The sequence below is a fragment of the Planobispora longispora genome, from assembly GCF_016863135.1.
Lineage (GTDB): Bacteria > Actinomycetota > Actinomycetes > Streptosporangiales > Streptosporangiaceae > Planobispora > Planobispora longispora.
Genome location: NZ_BOOH01000012.1, coordinates 154126 through 172639 on the forward strand (window position 1 = coordinate 154126; position 18514 = coordinate 172639).

Sequence of the window (18514 nt, forward strand, 5' to 3'; positions counted from 1 at the left end):
CCTCCGCCGCGCCTCACGGGAGGTGACGGTAGAACTCCACGTGCTCGGGCGGCAGGGGAGTGTTGCCGAGGATGAGGTCGGCGGACTTCTCGGCGAGCATCATCACCGGGGCGTAGATGTTGCCGTTGGTGACGTACGGCATCGCCGCGGCGTCCACCACGCGCAGGCCCTCGACCCCGTGGACCCGCATCGTCGCCGGGTCCACCACGGACATCTCGTCCACGCCCATCCGGCAGGTGCACGAGGGGTGCAGGGCGGTCTCGCCGTCGCGGGCGACCCAGTCGAGGATCTGCTCGTCGGTCTCCACGGCCGGGCCGGGGGAGATCTCGCCGCCGCTGAACTCGGCGAAGGCGGGCTGGGAGAGGATCTCCCTGGTCTTGCGGATCGCCTCGACCCACTCGCGGCGGTCCTGGTCGGTGGACAGGTAGTTGAACCGCAGGGCGGGCTTGGCGCGCGGGTCGGCGCTCCTGATGCGCACGCTGCCGCGCGCGTCGGAGTACATCGGGCCGATGTGGACCTGGTAGCCGTGGCCGGAGGCGGGGGCCGAGCCGTCGTAGCGGATCGCGATCGGCAGGAAGTGGAACATCAGGTTCGGGTAGGCGACCTCGTCGTTGGAGCGGATGAACCCGCCGGCCTCGAAGTGGTTGCTCGCGCCCGGCCCCGAGCGCCGGAACAACCAGTCCGCGCCGATGAACGGCCGCCGCCACCCGGCCAGCGCGGGCGCCATGGAGACGGGCTTGACGCAGGCGTGCTGGACGTAGACCTCCAGGTGGTCCTGGAGGTTCTCGCCCACCCCCGGCAGGTGGTGCACGACCTCGACGCCCACCCGCTTGAGCAGGTCCGCGTCGCCGACGCCGGACAGCTGCAGGAGCTGCGGGGAGTTGATCGCGCCGCCGCAGAGGATCACCTCGCCCGCGCGGACGCGCTTGCCGTCGAACTCGACCCCGACGGCCCGCCTCCCCTGAAATATGATCTTCGAGACGTGGGTGCGGGTCCGTACGGTGAGGTTGCGGCGGCCCAGCACCGGGTGCAGGTAGGCGCGGGCGGCGCTCACCCGGCGGCCCCGGTGCAGGGTGCGGTCGAAGGCGGCGAAGCCCTCCTGGCGGAACCCGTTCACGTCGTCGGTGAGCGGGTGCCCGGCCTGCTGCACCGCCGCGAAGAACGCCTCGAACAGCGGTCCCCGCGCCGGGCCGCGCTCCAGGAGCAGCGGCCCGTCGTGTCCGCGGAACGGGGTGCCGGGATCGTCCAGGCAGTTCTCCATGCGCTTGAAATACGGCAGGCAGTGGGCGTAGTCCCAGTGCTCCATGCCGGGATCGGCCGCCCAGCGCTCGTAGTCCAGCGGGTTGCCGCGCTGGAAGATCATGCCGTTGATGCTGCTGGAGCCGCCGAGGACCTTGCCGCGGGCGTGGTAGACGCGGCGGCCGTTCATGTGGGGTTCGGGTTCGGACTCGTACTTCCAGTCGTAGAACCGGTTGCCGATGGGGAACATCAGCGCCGCCGGCATGTGGATGAACACGTCCCACCGGTAGTCGGGCCGGCCCGCCTCCAGGACCAGCACGCGGGCCGAGGGGTCGGCGCTCAGCCGGTTGGCCAGCGCGGAGCCGGCCGATCCGCCGCCGATGATGACGTAGTCGTAACTCACCTGGGCATCCAGTCCTTCCAGACGATCTGGTTGGCGTCGATCCACTTGGCGGCCGCCTGCTCGGCGGTGAGCCCCTTCTGGGCGATGTCGCTCGCCACGGCGTTCTGCTGCTCGTTGGTCCAGGAGAAGTTGCGGACCAGCTCGTACGCCTTGCCCCCGGTGTCGGCGAACCGCCTGCTCACGATCTTGTCGAGCAGGTAGGGCGGATAGTCGCAGGAGACTTTCTTCGGATCGGCGTCGCAGCCGATCGCGTAGGGCGGCAGATTGATTTTCACCAGTTTGACCTGACTGAACAGCCACTGCGGTTCGTAGAAGTACAGCAGCAGCGGCTCGCGTTTCTCGGTCGCGCGCCGGGCGGCCTTTATCAGGGCGTCCTCGCTGCCCGAGTAGACGACCTTGTAGTCGAGGTCGAGATTGCGCACCAGCGCCTCGTCATTGGTGACGTAGGAGGGGTCGCCGTCGAGGACCTGGCCCAGGTCGCCGGTTTTCCCGGTCCGGAAGAGGGGGGCGTATTTATTGAGGTTCCGCCAGTCGGTTATGTCGGGATATTTCTCGGCCATCCACTGCGGCACGTACCAGCCGATGACCCCCCTGTTGCCGTTCCGGCCGGCGGAGACCGCGACCTTCTTCTCCTCGATGTAGGTCTTCTTCTCCGCCTCGCGGCCCCAGTTCTCGATGATGACGTCCACGGTGCCCTTCTCCAGGCCCTCCCAGGACTGGGCCTCGTTGAGCTCGACGGTCTCCACCGTGTAGCCGAGCTCCCGCTCCAGGAGCTCGCCGAGGACCGCGGCGCTGGCCTCGTAGCCGACCCACGGGTTGACGGCGATCTTCACGGTGCCGCCGGTCTCGGCGGGCGCGGGATCCGGGACGCCCGACGAGGGCAGGCTGCAGGAGGAGAGCAGGAGCAGCGCCGCGAGCGCCGTACCAGGTCTCATGGGACACCTCCGGGACGCGGGCCCGGCTCGCGGGAGCCGGGCGGCCCGTTGAGAGAGGAAGGGCCCGGCGGGCGGTCGTGCCGCGCGCCGGGCCGGGGTCGGTTACTTCGGCACCCAGGCGGCCCAGACGTCCGGGTTGGCGTCGATCCACTTCTTGGCCGCGTCCTCGGCGGACATGCCGTTGTTGGTGATGTCGTTGGCCACCGAGTTCTGGTGCTCGTTGGTCCAGGAGAAGTTCTTGACCAGCTCGTAGGCCTTGCCTCCGGTGTCGGCGAACTTCTTGCTCACGATCTTGTCGAGGTCCAGCTCGGCGTAGTCGCAGGCGATCTTCTCGGCGTCGGCGTCGCAGCCCTCGGTGTAGGGGGGCAGGGAGACGCGGGCCAGCTCGACCTTGCTGAACAGCCAGTGCGGGTCCCAGAAGTAGAACAGCAGCGGCTTCTTCTGCTGCTGCGCCTGGGTGGCGGACTCGATCAGCGCCGCCTCGCTGCCGCCCACGACCACCTTGTAGTCCAGCTTCAGGTTCTTGATGAGCGCCTTCTCGTGGCTGACGTAGGAGGGGTCGCCGAACAGCAGCTGGCCCTTGTCGCCGGACTCGGAGGTCTTGAACAGGTGGGCGTACTTGTTCAGGTTCTTGTAGTCGGTGATGCCGGGATACTCGTCCGCCATCCACTTGGGGATGTACCAGCCGATGACGCCCTTGTTCCCGGTGGAGCCGGCCTCGACGGCGACCTTCTTGTCCTCGATGAAGGTCTTCTTCAGGTCCTCGTGGCCCCAGTTCTCCACGATGACGTCGACGTCGCCGTTCTCGAAGCCCTCCCAGGAGACCTGTTCGGCGAGCTCCTTCTTCTCGACGGTGTAGCCGAGCTTCTCCTCCAGGAGATGGGCGATCACCGCGGCGCTGGCCTCGTAGCCGGCCCACGGGTTGACGGCGATCTTCACGGTGCCGCCGGCGGACGCCTGCGTCCCGCCGGCGGAGGGCGCCGCCGAGGCGGTGCCGGTGCCGGTGCCGGTGTCCACCGTGGCCCCGCCGCAGCCGGCGGCCAGCCCCAGCGTGAGAACGCCGGCGAGCAGGCGGATCCGGTGTGCGATCCTCATGCGATCCTCTTCTTTCGCGTGGTCATGCGATTGCTTCCGGGAGTGGAGTTCCGCTCGTCGGCACCCTGGGTGATCCGGTCGAGCATGATCCCCAGCAGCACCGTGGCGACTCCGGCGGCGAAACCCATGCCGAAGTCGGAGCGCTGGGAGAAACCCGAGACGACGTCGTAGCCGAGGCCGCCCGCGCCGACCAGCCCGCCGACCACGACCATGGCGAGCGTCATGACGATGCCCTGGTTGGCGGCGAGCAGGATGGCCCGGCGGGCCAGCGGGAGCCGTACCTTCCACAGCAGCTGCCGGTCGGTGGACCCGCAGGAGAGCGCCGCCTCGACCGCCGCCGGGGACACGTTCCTGATCCCGTCCTCCACCAGGCGGACGACCGGGGGGATGGCGTAGATCACCGAGGCGAAGATGGCGGTGAACCGGGTCGCGCCGAACAGCGCCAGCGCGGGCAGCAGGTAGACGAACGCGGGCATGGTCTGCGCGGCGTCGAGCAGCGGCCGCTGCACCGCGGCGAACCGGGGGGACCGGGCCGCGGCGATGCCCAGCAGCAGCCCGGCGATCAGGGTCAGCGCCACCGCCACGAGCACGGTGGTGAGCGTCTCCATGGTGTGCTGCCAGAGCCCGAGCGGGGCCGTGGCCAGCAGGCAGCCCACGGCGACGGCGGCGGGCCGGGGTCCGCCGGTCCGCCAGGCCACCGCGAGCACGACCGCCGAGACGAGCCACCAGGGTGAGCCGGTGAGCACGGACTGCAGCGGGTTGAGCAGCGCCTCCGTGGTGAGGTTCCGGACGGCGTCGGTGAAGCCGTACCACGAGAACTTGGCCCAGGCGACGGCCTCGTTCACCGGCCCGGCGAAGCGGAGCACCCACTCCTGCGGGAACTCCGCGGGCAGCGCGCGGCCCAGCGCGACGCCGCCCACGGCGAGCGCGCCCGCGACGATCCACCGGGTGCGGCCGGCGGTCTCGTACGGCGCCCGCGTCGCGGCCGACATGGTGATCCGGTCGAGCACCACGGCCATGACCACGATCGCGACGCCCGCCGGGAGCATCAGGCCCACGTTGGCCCGGGTGAGGCCCCGGATGATGTCCGAGCCGAGCCCGGGGGCGGCGATCAGCGCCGCGATCACCACCATGGACAGGGCCATCATGATCGTCTGGTTGACGGCCAGCCCGATGGTGGCGCGGGCCATCGGCAGCTGGACCTTGCGCAGGGTCTGCCACCGGGTCGCGCCCAGCGAGGTGGAGGCCTCGACGGCGGAGGCGGAGACCTGCTCGATGGCCAGCGCCGTGATGCGGATCGCCGGAGGGATCGAGTAGATCATGGTGGCCACCGCGGCTGAGGCGGGGCCGATCTGGAAGAACAGCACCATCGGCGCCAGGTAGGCGAAGGTCGGCATGATCTGCATGACGTCCAGGACCGGGGCCAGCAGGCGGCGCAGCCGCGGGGAGCGGCCCGCCCACACGCCCAGCGGCAGGCCGATGAGCAGGGAGAGCAGCACCGCCGTCAGCACCAGCGCGAGCGTGGCGACGCTCGCCTCCCACAGCCCCAGGACCCCGAACGAGCCGAACCCCAGCGCGGCCGTCAGGCCGATCCGCCGGCCGCCGGTCAGCCAGCCGAGCCCGGCCGCGACCCCGGTCAGGCCCGCCCACCCGGGAAGGCTCAGCACCAGGTGGAACACGTCGTAGAGGCCGCCGACGAACAGCCGCACGTAGTTGACGAAGAACAGGAAGAGGGGGCTCCGGTTGCGGTTGGCGTCCACCCAGGCCCGTAGGTCGTTGACGAGCTGGAACGGCGCGGCGTCGTCGTCGTGCGGGAGGGTCGCGGTGCCCCGGAAGGCGACGTAGGCGGCCACGGCCACGGCCGCCCCGGCGAGCGGGAGCGCCCAGCGCGGCAGCCCCGCGGAGCTCGCGGAGCCCGCGGAGCCCGCGGAGCCCGCGGAGCCCGGGGGAGCGCCGGGCGCCGCCTGCGCGGGCGGGGCAGGGGACGCCTGGGAGGTGGTCACGATCCGGCTCCGGCCAGGGAGGCGAGGATGTCCCGGCGGTCGACCACGCCGAGCAGCTCGTCGTCCTCGACCACGCGGATGGGCGCGTCGGACTCCAGCGCGGCGGGGACGGCGTCGCGGATGATCGTCCGGGCGGGGAGCGCCGGGCCGTCGAGCCGCTCGTCCCCGCCGGGGGAGCGGCAGATCCAGCGGAGCGAGAGCACCTCGCTCCTGGGCACGTCCCTGACGAAGTCCGCCACGTACTCGTCGGCCGGGGCGCCGACCAGCTCCTCGGCGGTGCCGAGCTGGACGATCGCGCCCGCCCGCATGATCGCGATGCGCTCGCCCAGCTTGAGCGCCTCCGCCAGGTCGTGGGTGATGAACAGCATCGTCTTGCCCACCTCGCGGTGCAGGCGGACGACCTCGGCCTGCATGTCGCGGCGGATCAGCGGGTCCAGCGCGCTGAACGGCTCGTCCAGGAGCAGCACGTCGGGGTCGGCGGCCAGGGCGCGGGCCAGCCCGACCCGCTGCCGCATGCCGCCGGAGAGCTGGTCGGGCCTGGCCTCGGCGTGGCCGTCCAGGCCGACGAGCGTGAGGATCTCCCGCGCCCGCTCGTGCCGCCTGGCCCGGGGGACGCCCTGGACCTCCAGGCCGTAGGCGACGTTGTCGACGACCTTGCGGTGCGGCAGCAGCCCGAAGTGCTGGAAGACCATGCTGACCCGGTGCCGCCGCAGGTCCCGCAGACGTGCGGGGGAGGCGGCGCACACGTCCTCGCCGGCGATCGAGATCTCCCCGGCGGTCGGCTCGATCAGCCGCGTCAGGCAGCGGACCAGGGTGGACTTGCCGCTGCCCGACAGGCCCATCACGACGAACACCTCGCCGGGCCGTACCGAGAAGCTCACATCCCTGACGGCGGCGACGCATCCGGTCCTGGCCCGGAGCGCGGCCGGGTCGAGCGCGGCGTCGGGGCTGCCGAGGACACGGTCGGCGCGGTGACCGAAGATCTTCCAGAGGCCGCGAACCTCGATCGCGACGCCGTCGGATGAGGCCACTCTGCCCTCCAAGGCTCGACGCTCGGATGCAGTGAGGCTACGAGCGTATGCGGAACGATAAAGCGGAAATATCAGGAATCACAACGTTGGAGCCCCGGGAGATAGCGGCGATTCCGCCGCGGTTACCCTCGGATCTCTGATATGGAACGGTGCAAACGGCCATAACGGTAAGTTAAATCCACTAAAACCGGATTCGGTCGCCCGAAATTTGATATTGCCTGCCAAATGGAACTCCAGGTTCTCGCCTCAGTTGTCACATCAGCGCCACTTTGGGTGGCTATGGTCGGTGGCCTCAACCGGTAGCGGTGTGCTCGAATTACCGTGATCCACGGCAATTCGGTCGGCGAGGTCATCCACCGAGAGGCAGCATTCGGTGAGTACAGGCAGAGCCCGGAAAACGGGCAACGGTCTGCGGCTGCGCAACTGGCGGGTGCGTTCCAGGCTGGTCGCGCTCATCCTGGTCCCCACCGCCGCCCTGGTCCTGCTCGCGGGCCTGCAGGTGGCGGCCTCGGTCAACGCCGCATCCGACTATCAACGCGTCAACGACCTGGCCCGGCTCTCGGACCGGATCGGCGCGCTCACCCACGAACTGGCCGAAGAGCGCGACCGCACCGCCTGGTTCATCGCCCTGGGCCGCCCCGAGGACGTGGCGGAGGAGGTCCGCGACCAGATGGGCGCCGTGGACTCCACGGCCGCCCGCGTCCGCGACGGCGGCACCTTGATCGCCGGGGAGACGGCGGGCCGTACCGGGGACGAGATCCGGGCCGCGCTGGCCCGGCTGGACGACCTGGCGCCGCTGCGGCGGCAGGCGCTGGAGGAGAAACTGCTGCCCGACGCCGCGATCGACGCCTACACCCTCGTGATCGCCGACCTCCTCTCCCTCCACGACGAGCTCGGCAAGGGCAGCTCCGACGACCTGCTGTTCGGCCGGTCGCTCACCCTGGACGCGCTCGCCCGGGCCAAGGAGAGCCTCTCCCTGCAGCGGGCCCTGCTGAGCGTGGTGCTGGTCGCCGGACGGTTCGAGCAGGAACAGATGGAGAGATTCCTCGGCGCCATCTCCTCCGAACGGAACGAGCGCGCGGCCTTCTCCGCGGAGGCCGGCCCCGAGGACCGGCGCTTCTTCGACGAGACCGTCAACGGCCACACCGCCGACCGCGCCGACTTCCTGCGGGAACTCGTCATGGTCCGGGCCGCCTCCGGCGCCTCCCTCAAAGGGCTGGACCTGTCCGAGGAGGACGACGCCCGGCAGTGGTACGAGGCGGTGTCGGTGACGATCGACCGGATGCGCGCCGTCGAACAGCGGCACGCCGAGGCGATCGTCACCCGCAGCCGGGAGCTCCGCGACGCCGAGCGGGACCGCGCCCTGGTGGTCGCCGGATCGGCCGCCGGACTGCTCCTGGCCATCCTGCTGATCACCACCGGGGTGGCGCGCTCGCTGGTCCGTCCGCTCCGGCGGCTGCGCCGGGAGGCGCTGGAGGTGGCCGGGAAACGGCTGCCGGCATACGTCCAGCAGGTACGGGAGTCACGCGACGGAGAGGCCCCCGCCGAGGTGCCCCCGATCGGGATCATGTCGCGCGACGAGATCGGCGAGGTCGCGCGCGCCTTCGACGAGGTGCACCGGGAGGCCGTGCGGCTGGCGGGCGACGAGGCCAAGCTGCGCAAAACGATCAACGCGATGTTCGTCAACCTCTCCCGCCGGAGCCAGACCCTGGTCGAGCGCCAGCTCACCCTGGTCGAGCGGCTGGAGCGCGGCGAGCGAGACGACGACCGCCTGGCCGACCTGTTCAAGCTCGACCACCTGGCCACCCGCATGCGCCGCAACAGCGAGAGCCTGCTCGTCCTCGCCGGGCAGGAGGTGGTGCGGCGCTGGCGGCAGCCGGTCGAGATCATGGACGTCGTACGGGCCTCCCTGTCGGAGGTGGAGAACTACGACCGGGTGGTCACCCGCGTCCACGCCGAGGCGGCCGTGACCGGCCCCGCCGTGAGCGACGTGGTCCACCTGCTCGCCGAACTGGTGGAGAACGCGATCGCCTTCTCCCCGGAGGAGAGCAAGGTCACGGTGTCCTGCGACAGGACCGGCAACGGCATGATGATCTCGGTGACCGACCACGGGATCGGCATGTCCGCCGAGGAGATCGCCCAGGCCAACGCCCGCCTGGTCGCCCCACCGGCCGCCGACGCCGCCGCGGCCCGCCGCATGGGGCTGTTCGTGGTCGGCCGCCTGGCCCTCAAGCACGGCATCCGCGTCCAGCTCCGCCCCCAGGAGACGGGCCTGACCGCGATGGTCCTGCTCCCCGAGTCGCTCCTCGTCCCCCTCACCGGCCCGTCCTTCCCGCCGCCCCTCGCGCCGGGCTCGCCCTTCCCCTCGTCACCCGCCCCGGGCGCCACCGGCCCGTCCTTCCCGCCCCTCGCCCCGGGCGCCGCCGGGCAGACCGGACCCGTGCCCCTTCCGGCGGCGGCCGTACCGCCGCAGCCCAGACCGCCCGAGGTCACCGGGCCGAGTGCCTGGATCCCGCCCCTCCGCGAGGACCGGCTCCCCCCGGAGCACTCCGGCCCCTTCGACCGCTTCAACTTCACGACGCCCTCCCCGCAGGCGCCCCCCGAACGGTTCGACCGCTTCGCGATGGGCTCCCGGGAGCCCGCGGAGCCGGAACAGCCCCCGATCCCCCCGGAGAGAATCGAACCGCTGCCCGCGGTGGGCACCCCCGCGCTGGACAGCGAGGACGAATACCTGCCGATCTTCGCCTCGGTCGAGTCCGGCTGGTTCCGCACGGTCGATCGCATGTCGCCGCGGCCGCCCGACCCCTCCGGCCCCACCGGATCCGCCGTCCCGGACGAGCCCTCGGATCCCTGGACCTCCCCGGCGGACAGCGGCTGGCAGGCCGCCAGTGTCGCGAGCGACCCCTCCTTCGTCGGACTGACCTCCGCCGGCCTGCCCCGCCGCACCCCCAAGGCCAACCTGGTCCCCGGCTCGGTGCCGCGCGCCACCCCGGCCCGCCCCGAGCCCCGCCCCGAACCCGCGATGCCGGTCTCGGCCGAGCGGGCGCGCAACCGGATGGCCGAGTTCCAGCAGGGCCTGCGCCGGGCGCGCGACGAACGCCCGAACCGGGAGATCTGAACATGTCGGGCCCGCACTGGCACGACCCACCGGGTGAGGACGGCCACCACCACACGCCCAAACACAGCCGCCCGCCGTACGGGGACGCGGCGGAAGAGAGCTCGCTGGTCCGGATGTACACCGTCACCGGCGGCCGGACCACCCCGCGCAACCAGCTCGCCATCGAGGCGCTGGTCTCCTCCGCGACCTCCGGGATCCTGGGCATGTCCTTCACCCGCGAATACCGCGCGATCAGCGAGATGTGCCGCCAGGTCCGCTCGGTCGCCGAGATCTCCGCCCTCCTCGGCGTCCCGCTGAGCGTCGCCCGCGTCCTGGTCTCCGACATGGAGGCCGAGGGCCTGGTCCGGGTCTACCACCCCCCGACCAGGGACAGCGGCCCCGCCTCCGACATCCTCGAACGCGTCCTCCACGGCCTGCGCCGCCTCTGACCCCCTACGGTCCTGTACGGCGTTGTCGCCCCCGTGCGGTGGTGGGGTCTTCCGGGAAGGAGCTCAGGGCGGGCCGCCGTAGGCCCGACTGCGGGAACTGCCATCGGTCAGGCGGCAGAGGTGCGCCGGAGATCAAGGCGGGCACGAGAGGATCGCATCCTTGATCAGAAGCCTGGCTTCCGGATGGTTTTGCACCAGCGCGAGACTGTGGTCCTCGCCGGGGACGAGCACCAGCCGGCCCTGTTCGTCATGCCGCAGTTCGTCGAACAGGCTCCTGGCGTTTGCCGCGATGCCCGTATTGTCTTTCTCCGCGGCGATCCATACGCCCGGCACGGCCAGGTGCGTATCGAGCGGCTGGATGGACCCGCCCGGCTCTTCTATGGACCGCAGCGGGGAGATGGCGATGACCGCGCACACGGGAAGCCGCACGGCCCCTTCGGCCGATCGGGCACCGGCCTCCTGCCCGGCGGCGACGGCGATGGGAGCGCCATAGGAGGTGCCCGCGACCGCAAGCCGTACGGCACCGGCCTTCTTCAGCCAGTGCAGAGCATCGACGATGTCGGTCACGTAGCTGCCGACATCGGGCCTTCCCTCACTGGATCCCCCTCCGCGGCGGTCGGGAATGAGGAACCGGGCACGCGTCTCAGCGGCGATTCCGTCGATCTCGGTCAGCCAGTCGCACAGGCTCTGGGTCGCGCCGTGGGAGAGAACCACACCGATCGAGGCGTCAGGGGGACCGAGCAGGGCCGCACCCAGGCGGACACCGTCCCGGGCTTTCAGGGTGACCCGTTCGGCGCCGGAGGGAACGGCATCGCATTGCTCACTCAACGCGCTGTCCGGTGAGACCCTGGCAGGCCCGCCGGAACCGCATCCGGTAAGCCCGAGGATGACCGCGGCCAGAGACGACCCCAGAAGGCGGCGAGCCCGCCCACCGGATCCGCGGATGCTTCCGGCCTTCAGGTGACAGGACGCCGTCCCGGGATCCGTGGCGGGGTGTGGCCCTACCCCCATGCGCCCATCTTGGGGAAACAAGGTCGCTCTGTCATATTCGGTGACCATATAACCGTTATGGGGGTTTTTCAATTGACTCCTATCCGGCCTCGATGGTGACGAGCCGTCCGAAGACGGTGCGCAAGACGACTGGAGCCGGAATGGGTGCAGCTACGGCGGCTCGCCCTGAGCTCCTTCCCGACAGCGTGGCCGCAGGCGACGGCGCTCAGCCCTGAGCCGGACCCGCGCGTGCGCTTCAGCGGCGGCGAGCACCACGGTCGTCCGAGGCGGGGCCGCATCCATACGGCCCGCACCCGCTACGGCGAAGCGCCAGGAGTGCGGAGCGGGTGGATATTCCAGCCGGCGTAAAAAAGGACAGGACCCCGCACGCCCGCCAGGCCGGAGGCCTGAGAAACCAGAGCCCGACCCCGACGGCCGGCTGGAATGGCCGCCCGCGGAGTGCGACCAAGACCATCCACAGAAGCTCCCACCACCACCCGCACAGCACGACCACGACCACCCACAGAAGCCCCCAGCCGGGCAACCGCGATCCACGCCCCGTACGGCAGGCGTCAGGACTGGTCGAGCCACCAGCGGGCGGCGATGAGCTCGGCGACCAGGGGTTCGGTGAGCAGGGAGACGAGGGGGTCGTCATCGTGGCGGTAGCGGATGGCGGCCTTGGCGTCCGGGAGTTCGCCGCCGACGGTCAGGACGGTGGAGCCGCGCTCGCGGATCCATTCCATGGCCTGCTCGTCGTAGCGGGAACCGGGGAAGAACAGGGCGCGGTAGTCGAGGGTCTTGGTGAGGTAGACGTCGACGTGGGACCAGTCGCCGGTCTCGCAGGCGGTGGCGGCGCGGCGGGGGCCCTCGCGGAACATCAGGGCGGACTGGTCGGCCGAGGACAGGCGTTCGGCGGGGGCGACGGTGTAGACGCCGTGCGGGCCGTCGAGCAGGTCGGAGGCGGCCTCCAGCCACTCGCCGCGCCGGTCCAGCAGGTCGGAGGTGGCCTCGGCGGTGCGGCGCAGCACCGCGGGCACACCGGTGGCGGCGCCGGTCAGGCGGTCGTGCAGGGCCAGGAGCAGCGCGGCCGTGTGCTGGAAGGTACGGCAGGCGACGCCGCCGCGTTCCTCGCCCGCGAGCATCGGGACGGTCAGGTCCGCGCCCTCGGTGATGGGCGATCCCGGCCGGTTGGTCAGGGCCAGCACGAACGCGCGGTCGCGGTAGCGGGCGACCGCGTCGAGGGTCTCGCGGCTGCCGCCGGTCGCGGAGATCGCGACGACGAGGGTGTCCGGGCCGGCCGGGTAGGAGGACGCGGCGGAGGCGTACTCGGCGACCGCGTCGATCCCGGCGGCGCGCAGGCGGAGCGCGGCGACCCGGGCGGCGTAGCGGGAGCTGCCCATGCCGAGGAAGACCACCCGGCGGATCCCGGACGGCACGGCCGCGAGCGGGTCGCCGGTCTCCAGCGCCTCCGCCAGGGCGGCCAGCGCCTCCGGCTTGGCTTCCAGGTCGGCGTGGTACAGCTCGGGGTTCACGGTTCTCCTCGGTGGATCAGGTGGATCAGGTGGATCAAGTGGTCGGGAGGGTCGGCGGTCAGCGGTACCAGGACCGCAGGACGCCCATCGGGGCGTAGCGCCAGCGGGGCAGGTGGCGGGCGGCGTAGATGAGCTCGCGGCATTCCTGCTCGGCCGCGAACGCGCGCAGCAGCCCGTCGTGGAGCAGCCGGGCGTGCCCGAGCTCGTGCAGGCGCCGGATGTAGGCGTCCTCCAGGGAGGAGGTCGCCCGCACCGCCCACTGCCCGACCTCGGCGGGGTCGGCGCCCCGGCGCTTGATCGCGACCTGGCCGGCGTGCTCCAGGCTGGTGGAGAGCTGGGCGAGGTCACGGGCGGCGGGCTGGAAGAGATCGGTGTCGGAGACCGTCGGGTTGCCGTCGAAGTCGATCACCGCGTAGCCGTCCCGCCACCGGAGGATCTGGCCCACGTGCAGGTCTCCGTGGATGCGGATGAGCGGGGTCGCGTCGTGGTCCGCCAGGACGCGGAACCGCTCTGCCAGGAGGTGCGCGCGGGCGGCCAGCCATTCGCCGTCCTCGCCGTCGGTCAGTTCCAGCGCCTCGCGCAGCGCCGCCTCGGCCCGGGTGGGCCAGGAGGTGCGCGCGGGCGAGGGCCGTACCGGGTCGGGGAAGGCCGCGGAGGGGGTGGCCAGGGCGGCGTGCAGGTCGGCGGCGAGCGCGCCCAGCTCGCCGGCGAAGGCGGTACGGCCGGCGGCCGCCTCCTCCGCGCACCATTCCCAGCCGTCGCGGGCGCCGGGCAGGTAGCGGGTGACCAGGGCGAGCAGCTCGCCGCCCCGGGTGATCGCCGCGTACGGCGTCGCCGTGGCGGTGAAGCCGACCGAGGTCAGGTGGGCGAACATCTCGGGGGCGGGGTGGGGGAGGGGGACGGGCGGGGTGAGCCACTTGACGACCAGGGTTTCTCCGATGACGACGGAGTAGTTCGTCTGGTCCACGTCAAAGCCGCGCTCAGCCGCTCCGGCGGGCACCTCCGGCAGGGGGTGGAAGAGCCTGACGGTGTACGGGTCGGGAATCTCCGAGGTCAGAGCGGTGAGGAGCGCGGTGGTGCGGCCGTCTCCGGCCTGGGGCACGGTGGCCAGCCGCTCCCATATTGAATGCGGATTCAATAGCTGGATCAAACTTCCATGTGACGATGTCGTGAAAAGTGTTGCCGATGTTGATGTTGCCTGCAACACTCCTGCTTTGGTCTGGCACGTTCCGTACGCCCCGGATCGCCCTATAAATCTGAATTCTGAAGGAGTAGCGGCTGTGCCCCGTTCCCGGTACACCCGTCGTCTTCCGGCTGCCGCCCTGGCAGCCGGTCTTGCGCTCGCAGTCTCGGCGTGTGGCGGGGAGGCCGCCGACGACACCACCGCCGCCGCGGGACCCGCCGCCAGCGCGTCCTCCGCGCAGCTCGACCCGAACGCCGACCTGTCGAAGCAGAGCCTCGCCATCTCGGTCTGGGACGGCTACACGCCCAAGGAGCTTCCGCAGCAGGTCAAGGAGAAGCTCAAGACCGAGCTGAAGGTCACGCTGCACGCCAACAACGAAGAGATCATGGCGAAGCTGACCTCCGGCACCGACACCGGTCTCGACGTCGCCTTCGTCTCCGGGCAGTACGCGCAGGCACTCAACGAGGCCGGGCTGCTGGAGCCGATCCACCCCGAGCTGGTCCCGAACCTGGCCAACCTCTTCCCCGAGGCCAAGGAGCTCTCCTACGACAAGGGCAACGTCTTCTCCGTCCCCTACACCTGGGGCACGACCGGCATCTGCTACCGCACCGACCTGCTGAAGACGCCGCCGACCAGCTGGAACGACCTGCTCAGCCCGCCGGCCGACGCCAAGGGGAAGGTCACCATGATGATCACCGAGCGCTGGCTGGCCCTGCCCGCCATCAAGGCGCTCGGCTACTCGGTCAACACCCGCAGCGACGAGGAGATCGCCAAGGTCAAGGAGAAGCTCCTGGCCGCCAAGCCGAACCTGCTGGCCTACGACGACACGACCTTCCGCGATCGCCTGAAGAAGGGCGAGGCCGTCATGGTCGAGGCGTGGGACGGCTGGTGCCCGGCCGGCGAGAAGAACATCGACTTCGTGGTCCCCAAGGAGGGCAGCGACCTCTGGGTGGACACGATGGTGGTGCTGAAGTCCTCCAAGAACAAGGAGGCGGCGCACGCCTTCATCAACTACATCCTGGACCCGAAGGTCCACGGCTGGGCCGCCTCGAACATCCTGTACGGCGTGCCGAACAAGGCCGCGATGGACCTGGTCGACCCCGAACTGAAGGCCAGCATGCCCTCGCTGCAGATGACCCCGTCGCAGCTGCTCCAGGGTGAGTCGATCATCGACCTCGGTGAGGACTCGGTGAAGTTCACCCGCCTGGCGACCGAGGTCGCGGCGCAGCAGTGACCGGCTCCACCGTCTCCGGCGCGGCCGCGGTATCGCGGTCGCGCCGGTCGCGTGCGCTGGGGCGGCGGTCGCGTGCGATCGGGCGGCTGGTCTTCCTCGGTCCCGGCCTGGCCTACCTGATCGTCCTGCTGCTGGTCCCGCTGGCGCTGATCCTCAGCTACACGGTGTTCCGCCGGGGCCGCTTCGGCGGGGTCGTCTACGAGGCGACCGGGGAGAACTTCACCCGGCTGCTCGACCCGCTCTACCTCGACGTCATCGTCTCTTCACTGAAGCTGGCCACGATCGCCACGGTGATCGCTCTGCTGGTCGGGTATCCGACGGCGTACCTGATCGCGCAGTTGCCCCGGAAGTGGAAGACGATCGCGCTGGTGGCGATCGTGCTGCCGTTCTGGACGAACTTCCTGGTCCGGGTCTACGCCTGGATCGTGCTGCTCAGCGGCCCCGGGCTGGTCAACTCCGCTCTCGGGGACCTGGGGCTGGGCCCGTTCGAGTTCCTCTACAACCAGGGCACGATCGTCACCGGCCTGGTCTACTCCTACCTGCCGCTGATGGTGCTCCCGCTGTACGCCGCGATCGAGAAGCTCGACCCGCAGCTCCGCGAGGCCTCGGCCAACCTCGGCGCCCGGCCCGCCCGCACGTTCGTCTCGGTCACGCTGCCGCTGACGCTGCCGGGAGTGGTCACCGGGTGCCTTTTCGTCTTCGTGCCGAGCTTCGGCAACTTCGTCATCCCCGAGCTGCTCGGCGGCGGGCGATCGATCATGGTCGGCAACCTGATCAGGGACCAGTTCCTCAAGGCGAGGGACTGGCCGTTCGGGTCCACGCTGACGCTGGCGCTGCTCGCCGTCCTGATCGTCCTGCTGCTCCTGCAGGCATGGAGTGCCCGCCGTGCGTAGACCCCGCCTGCTGTACGTCCCGTTCTGGATGACCTACGTCTTCCTGTACGCGCCGATCGCGGTGCTGGTCGTCATGTCGTTCAACTCCGGAGACTCGCCGTACTCCTTCGACGGGTTCAGCCTGAAGTGGTACGGCGAGCTGGCGGGCAACGCCGAGATCGGCAAGGGCCTGGTCAACACCCTGCTGGTGGCCGCGGGCTCGACCGTCCTGGCGACCGCGCTGGGCACGCTGCTGGCCGTGGGGCTGGCGCGGTACAGCAGGTCGAAGGTGCTGGACGCGATCGGCGTGCTCCCGGCCGTGCTGCCGGACCTGGTGCTGGCCATCGGGCTGCTGGTGTTCTACGGGACGGTCAAGATGACCCTCGGCCTGCACTCGGTGCTGCTGGCGCACACGGTCTTCGGCATGGCGTTCGTCGCCGCGGTGGTCCGCACCCGGCTCACCCACGCCGACTTCTCCCTGGAGGAGGCCTCGCGCGACCTGGGGGCCACCCCGGCGACGACGTTCTTCCGGATCACCCTGCCGCAGCTCGTGCCGGGCATCGCCGCGGGCGCGCTGCTGGCGTTCACGCTCTCCGTCGACGAGTTCGTCATCGCGTTCTTCACCGCGGCGCCGACCGAGCCGACCCTGCCCATCGTCATCTACTCAATGGTCCGCTTCGGGGTCACCCCGGAGATCAACGCGTTGGCCACGCTGCTGCTGGCCGTGAGCTTCACCGTGGTGATCGTGGCCCAGCGGATGACCCGACTGACGGAGTCCTTCACCTGATGCTGCAGATCACTGGTGTCAGCCGCCGGTTCGGCGACGTCACGGCGCTGGCGGACGTCTCCCTTGAGATCCGCCAGGGCGAGTTCTTCGCGCTGCTGGGCCCCAGCGGCTGCGGAAAGACCACGCTCCTGCGCATCCTGGCCGGGTTCGAGTCGCCGGACTCCGGAACCGTCACCCTCGACGGCGACGACCTGCTCGGCCGGGCCGCGCACCGCCGCCCGGTCAACCTGATGTTCCAGTCCTACGCCCTGTTCCCGCACATGACCGTGGCCAAGAACGTCGCCTACGGCCTGGAGCGGGAGAAGCTGCCGAAGGCGGAGATCCGGTCGCGGGTCGGCGAGGTGCTGGAGAAGGTGGGGCTGTCCGCGATGGCCGGGCGCAGGCCGCAGCAGCTGTCCGGCGGCCAGCGCCAGCGGGTCGCGCTGGCCCGCGCGATCGTCAAGCGGCCGCGCCTGCTCCTGCTCGACGAGCCGCTGTCCGCGCTGGACAAGAAGGTGCGCGCGGAGATGCAGCTGGAGCTCAAGCGGCTCCAGAACGAGGTCGGCATCACCTTCGTCGTGGTCACCCACGACCAGGAGGAGGCCATGTCGCTCGCCGACCGGATCGCGGTCTTCAACGCGGGCCGGGTCGAGCAGGTGGACGAGCCGGTGCGGCTCTACGAGCGGCCGCGGACCCCGTTCGTGGCGGGCTTCGTGGGAGCCAGCAACCTCTTCCCGGGCCGGGCGTGCGCGGCCGGCCTGGCCGCCGACGGCCTGGGCGTGCTGCCCGGCGCCTCCGACCTGCCGGACGGCACGCCCGCGCTGCTGGCCGTACGGCCCGAGCGGCTCCGGCTGGACGACGCTCCGGCCGAGGGCGTGCTCCACGGCGAGGTCGCCGACGTGAGCTTCTACGGCGGCGTCTCGCATGTCGCGGTCACCGTGCCGGGCCGTCCGGAACCGCTCCTGGTCGCGACGCAGGGGGCCACCCGGGTCCGGCAGGGCGCGCGGGTCGGGGTGTCCTGGGCGTCCGGGGACGGGGTGCTGGTCCCTCAATGAGACGGCTTCAGATCGTTCCCCGTGGCCGCGCGGGCGTAGGCCAGGATGAGGTCCGCCGCCTCATCCGGGCCGATCACCGGGTGGCGGGCCGTTATGCGGTAACCGTACGCGTCCTCGAGCGCGACGAGGTTGCGCGCGACGACCAGGGAGTCGTCGGAGAGCGTGAAGGTTCCCAGGGCGCTGCCGGTCTCCAGGATGCTCTGGTACATCGCGACCTGGCGGTCGTAGAGCGTGGTGAGCAGGAGCGCGTACATCCGGTTGCGGGACGCGGCGCCGCCGAGCTCGTTGAGGAGCCGTACGTCCGGGTCCTCCGGGCCGTGCGGCAGGCCCGAGCGGATGGTCACGACGAGCTTCTCGACGGGGTCGCGCATCCCGCTGATCCGCTTCAGGCGCAGCTCGTAGAAGCGCTCCATCCCGGCGTGGTGGGCCTCCACCAGGAGTTCGCCGAGATCGGGGAAGTGGTAGAGCACGGCGCCGGAGGTCAGTCCCGCCTCCTCCGCGACGTGGTTGAGCCCGACACCGTCGGTGCCGTGTCTGATGATCGCCCGGCGCGCCGCGTCGATGAGATCCACACGCCGATCAGACCGACTCATACGCGCCATATTTCCCCGTTCGTTTACCTCAGTGATT

At 70.8% G+C, this 18514-nt stretch carries 15 protein-coding genes; 6 read left to right on the plus strand and 9 right to left on the minus strand.

Annotation, left to right across the window (positions count from 1 at the left end):
* Positions 1–13: 13 nt before the first annotated feature.
* The 5 genes from betA to Plo01_RS06690 form a co-directional block, all read right to left on the minus strand.
* A complete protein-coding gene (betA, locus tag Plo01_RS06670) occupies positions 14–1642 on the minus strand; it encodes a choline dehydrogenase (RefSeq protein WP_203889615.1) in 1629 nt (542 codons plus the stop codon).
* A complete protein-coding gene (locus Plo01_RS06675) occupies positions 1639–2577 on the minus strand; it encodes an ABC transporter substrate-binding protein (protein WP_203889616.1) in 939 nt (312 codons plus the stop codon). Before Plo01_RS06675 ends, betA begins: the two co-directional genes overlap by 4 nt.
* A gap of 102 nt (positions 2578–2679) precedes the next feature.
* Positions 2680–3672, minus strand: a complete 993-nt coding sequence (locus Plo01_RS06680) for an ABC transporter substrate-binding protein (RefSeq protein ID WP_203889617.1) — start codon at positions 3670–3672, stop codon at positions 2680–2682.
* Positions 3669–5675 carry an ABC transporter permease gene (locus Plo01_RS06685; RefSeq protein ID WP_239315944.1) on the minus strand — a complete coding sequence of 669 codons (2007 nt, stop codon included), beginning with the start codon at positions 5673–5675 and terminating at the stop codon, positions 3669–3671. The genes Plo01_RS06680 and Plo01_RS06685 overlap by 4 nt, the downstream gene beginning before the upstream one ends.
* Complete coding sequence (locus Plo01_RS06690) at positions 5672–6706, minus strand: quaternary amine ABC transporter ATP-binding protein (protein WP_203889618.1); 1035 nt, start codon at positions 6704–6706, stop codon at positions 5672–5674. The genes Plo01_RS06685 and Plo01_RS06690 overlap by 4 nt, the downstream gene beginning before the upstream one ends.
* A gap of 373 nt (positions 6707–7079) precedes the next feature.
* Here Plo01_RS06690 and Plo01_RS06695 point away from each other — a divergent pair, with 373 nt between their 5' ends.
* Together Plo01_RS06695 and Plo01_RS06700 are read left to right on the plus strand one after the other, a co-directional pair.
* Positions 7080–9824, plus strand: a complete 2745-nt coding sequence (locus Plo01_RS06695) for a nitrate- and nitrite sensing domain-containing protein (RefSeq protein ID WP_203889619.1) — start codon at positions 7080–7082, stop codon at positions 9822–9824.
* A 2-nt stretch (positions 9825–9826) separates the two neighbouring features.
* Entirely contained in the window at positions 9827–10252 is a 426-nt protein-coding gene (locus Plo01_RS06700) for a DUF742 domain-containing protein (RefSeq protein ID WP_203889620.1), read from the plus strand.
* 132 nt (positions 10253–10384) lie between these two features.
* On the opposite strand, the gene Plo01_RS06705 is transcribed toward Plo01_RS06700, so the two are convergent.
* From Plo01_RS06705 to Plo01_RS06715, 3 genes are all read right to left on the minus strand, one after another.
* A complete protein-coding gene (locus Plo01_RS06705; RefSeq protein ID WP_203889621.1) occupies positions 10385–11080 on the minus strand; it encodes an alpha/beta hydrolase in 696 nt (231 codons plus the stop codon).
* A 734-nt stretch (positions 11081–11814) separates the two neighbouring features.
* Positions 11815–12774, minus strand: a complete 960-nt coding sequence (locus Plo01_RS06710) for an SIS domain-containing protein (RefSeq protein WP_203889622.1) — start codon at positions 12772–12774, stop codon at positions 11815–11817.
* Between the two features lie 58 nt (positions 12775–12832).
* Entirely contained in the window at positions 12833–13924 is a 1092-nt protein-coding gene (locus tag Plo01_RS06715) for a hypothetical protein (protein WP_203889623.1), read from the minus strand.
* Between the two features lie 130 nt (positions 13925–14054).
* Between Plo01_RS06715 and Plo01_RS06720 the strand changes: the two genes are divergently transcribed.
* Genes Plo01_RS06720 through Plo01_RS06735 form a run of 4 tightly spaced genes read left to right on the plus strand, consistent with a single transcriptional unit; the run spans position 14055 to position 17884 of the window.
* Entirely contained in the window at positions 14055–15191 is a 1137-nt protein-coding gene (locus Plo01_RS06720; RefSeq protein WP_203889624.1) for a polyamine ABC transporter substrate-binding protein, read from the plus strand.
* Positions 15188–16084 (plus strand): ABC transporter permease, encoded by an 897-nt coding sequence (locus Plo01_RS06725; RefSeq protein ID WP_203889625.1) that lies wholly within the window; start codon positions 15188–15190, stop codon positions 16082–16084. The genes Plo01_RS06720 and Plo01_RS06725 overlap by 4 nt, the downstream gene beginning before the upstream one ends.
* On the plus strand, positions 16077–16850 hold the full coding sequence (locus Plo01_RS06730; protein ID WP_203889626.1) for an ABC transporter permease: 774 nt from the start codon (positions 16077–16079) through the stop codon (positions 16848–16850). The genes Plo01_RS06725 and Plo01_RS06730 overlap by 8 nt, the downstream gene beginning before the upstream one ends.
* Positions 16850–17884: an ABC transporter ATP-binding protein gene (locus Plo01_RS06735; RefSeq protein WP_203889627.1), complete on the plus strand. Its 1035-nt coding sequence runs from the start codon at positions 16850–16852 to the stop codon at positions 17882–17884. The genes Plo01_RS06730 and Plo01_RS06735 overlap by 1 nt, the downstream gene beginning before the upstream one ends.
* On the opposite strand, the gene Plo01_RS06740 is transcribed toward Plo01_RS06735, so the two are convergent.
* Entirely contained in the window at positions 17878–18456 is a 579-nt protein-coding gene (locus Plo01_RS06740) for a TetR/AcrR family transcriptional regulator (RefSeq protein WP_239315945.1), read from the minus strand. The two genes, Plo01_RS06735 and Plo01_RS06740, sit on opposite strands and share 7 nt — an antisense overlap.
* Positions 18457–18514 lie beyond the last annotated feature (58 nt).

Excerpts from the sequence above, each read along its gene's own strand:
- Plo01_RS06675 (WP_203889616.1), bottom strand. The coding sequence starts at position 2,577 with ATGAGACCTGGTACGGCGCTCGCGGCGCTGCTCCTGCTCTCCTCCTGC.
- Plo01_RS06680 (WP_203889617.1), bottom strand. The coding sequence starts at position 3,672 with ATGAGGATCGCACACCGGATCCGCCTGCTCGCCGGCGTTCTCACGCTG.
- Plo01_RS06700 (WP_203889620.1), top strand. The coding sequence starts at position 9,827 with ATGTCGGGCCCGCACTGGCACGACCCACCGGGTGAGGACGGCCACCAC.
- Plo01_RS06735 (WP_203889627.1), top strand. The coding sequence starts at position 16,850 with ATGCTGCAGATCACTGGTGTCAGCCGCCGGTTCGGCGACGTCACGGCG.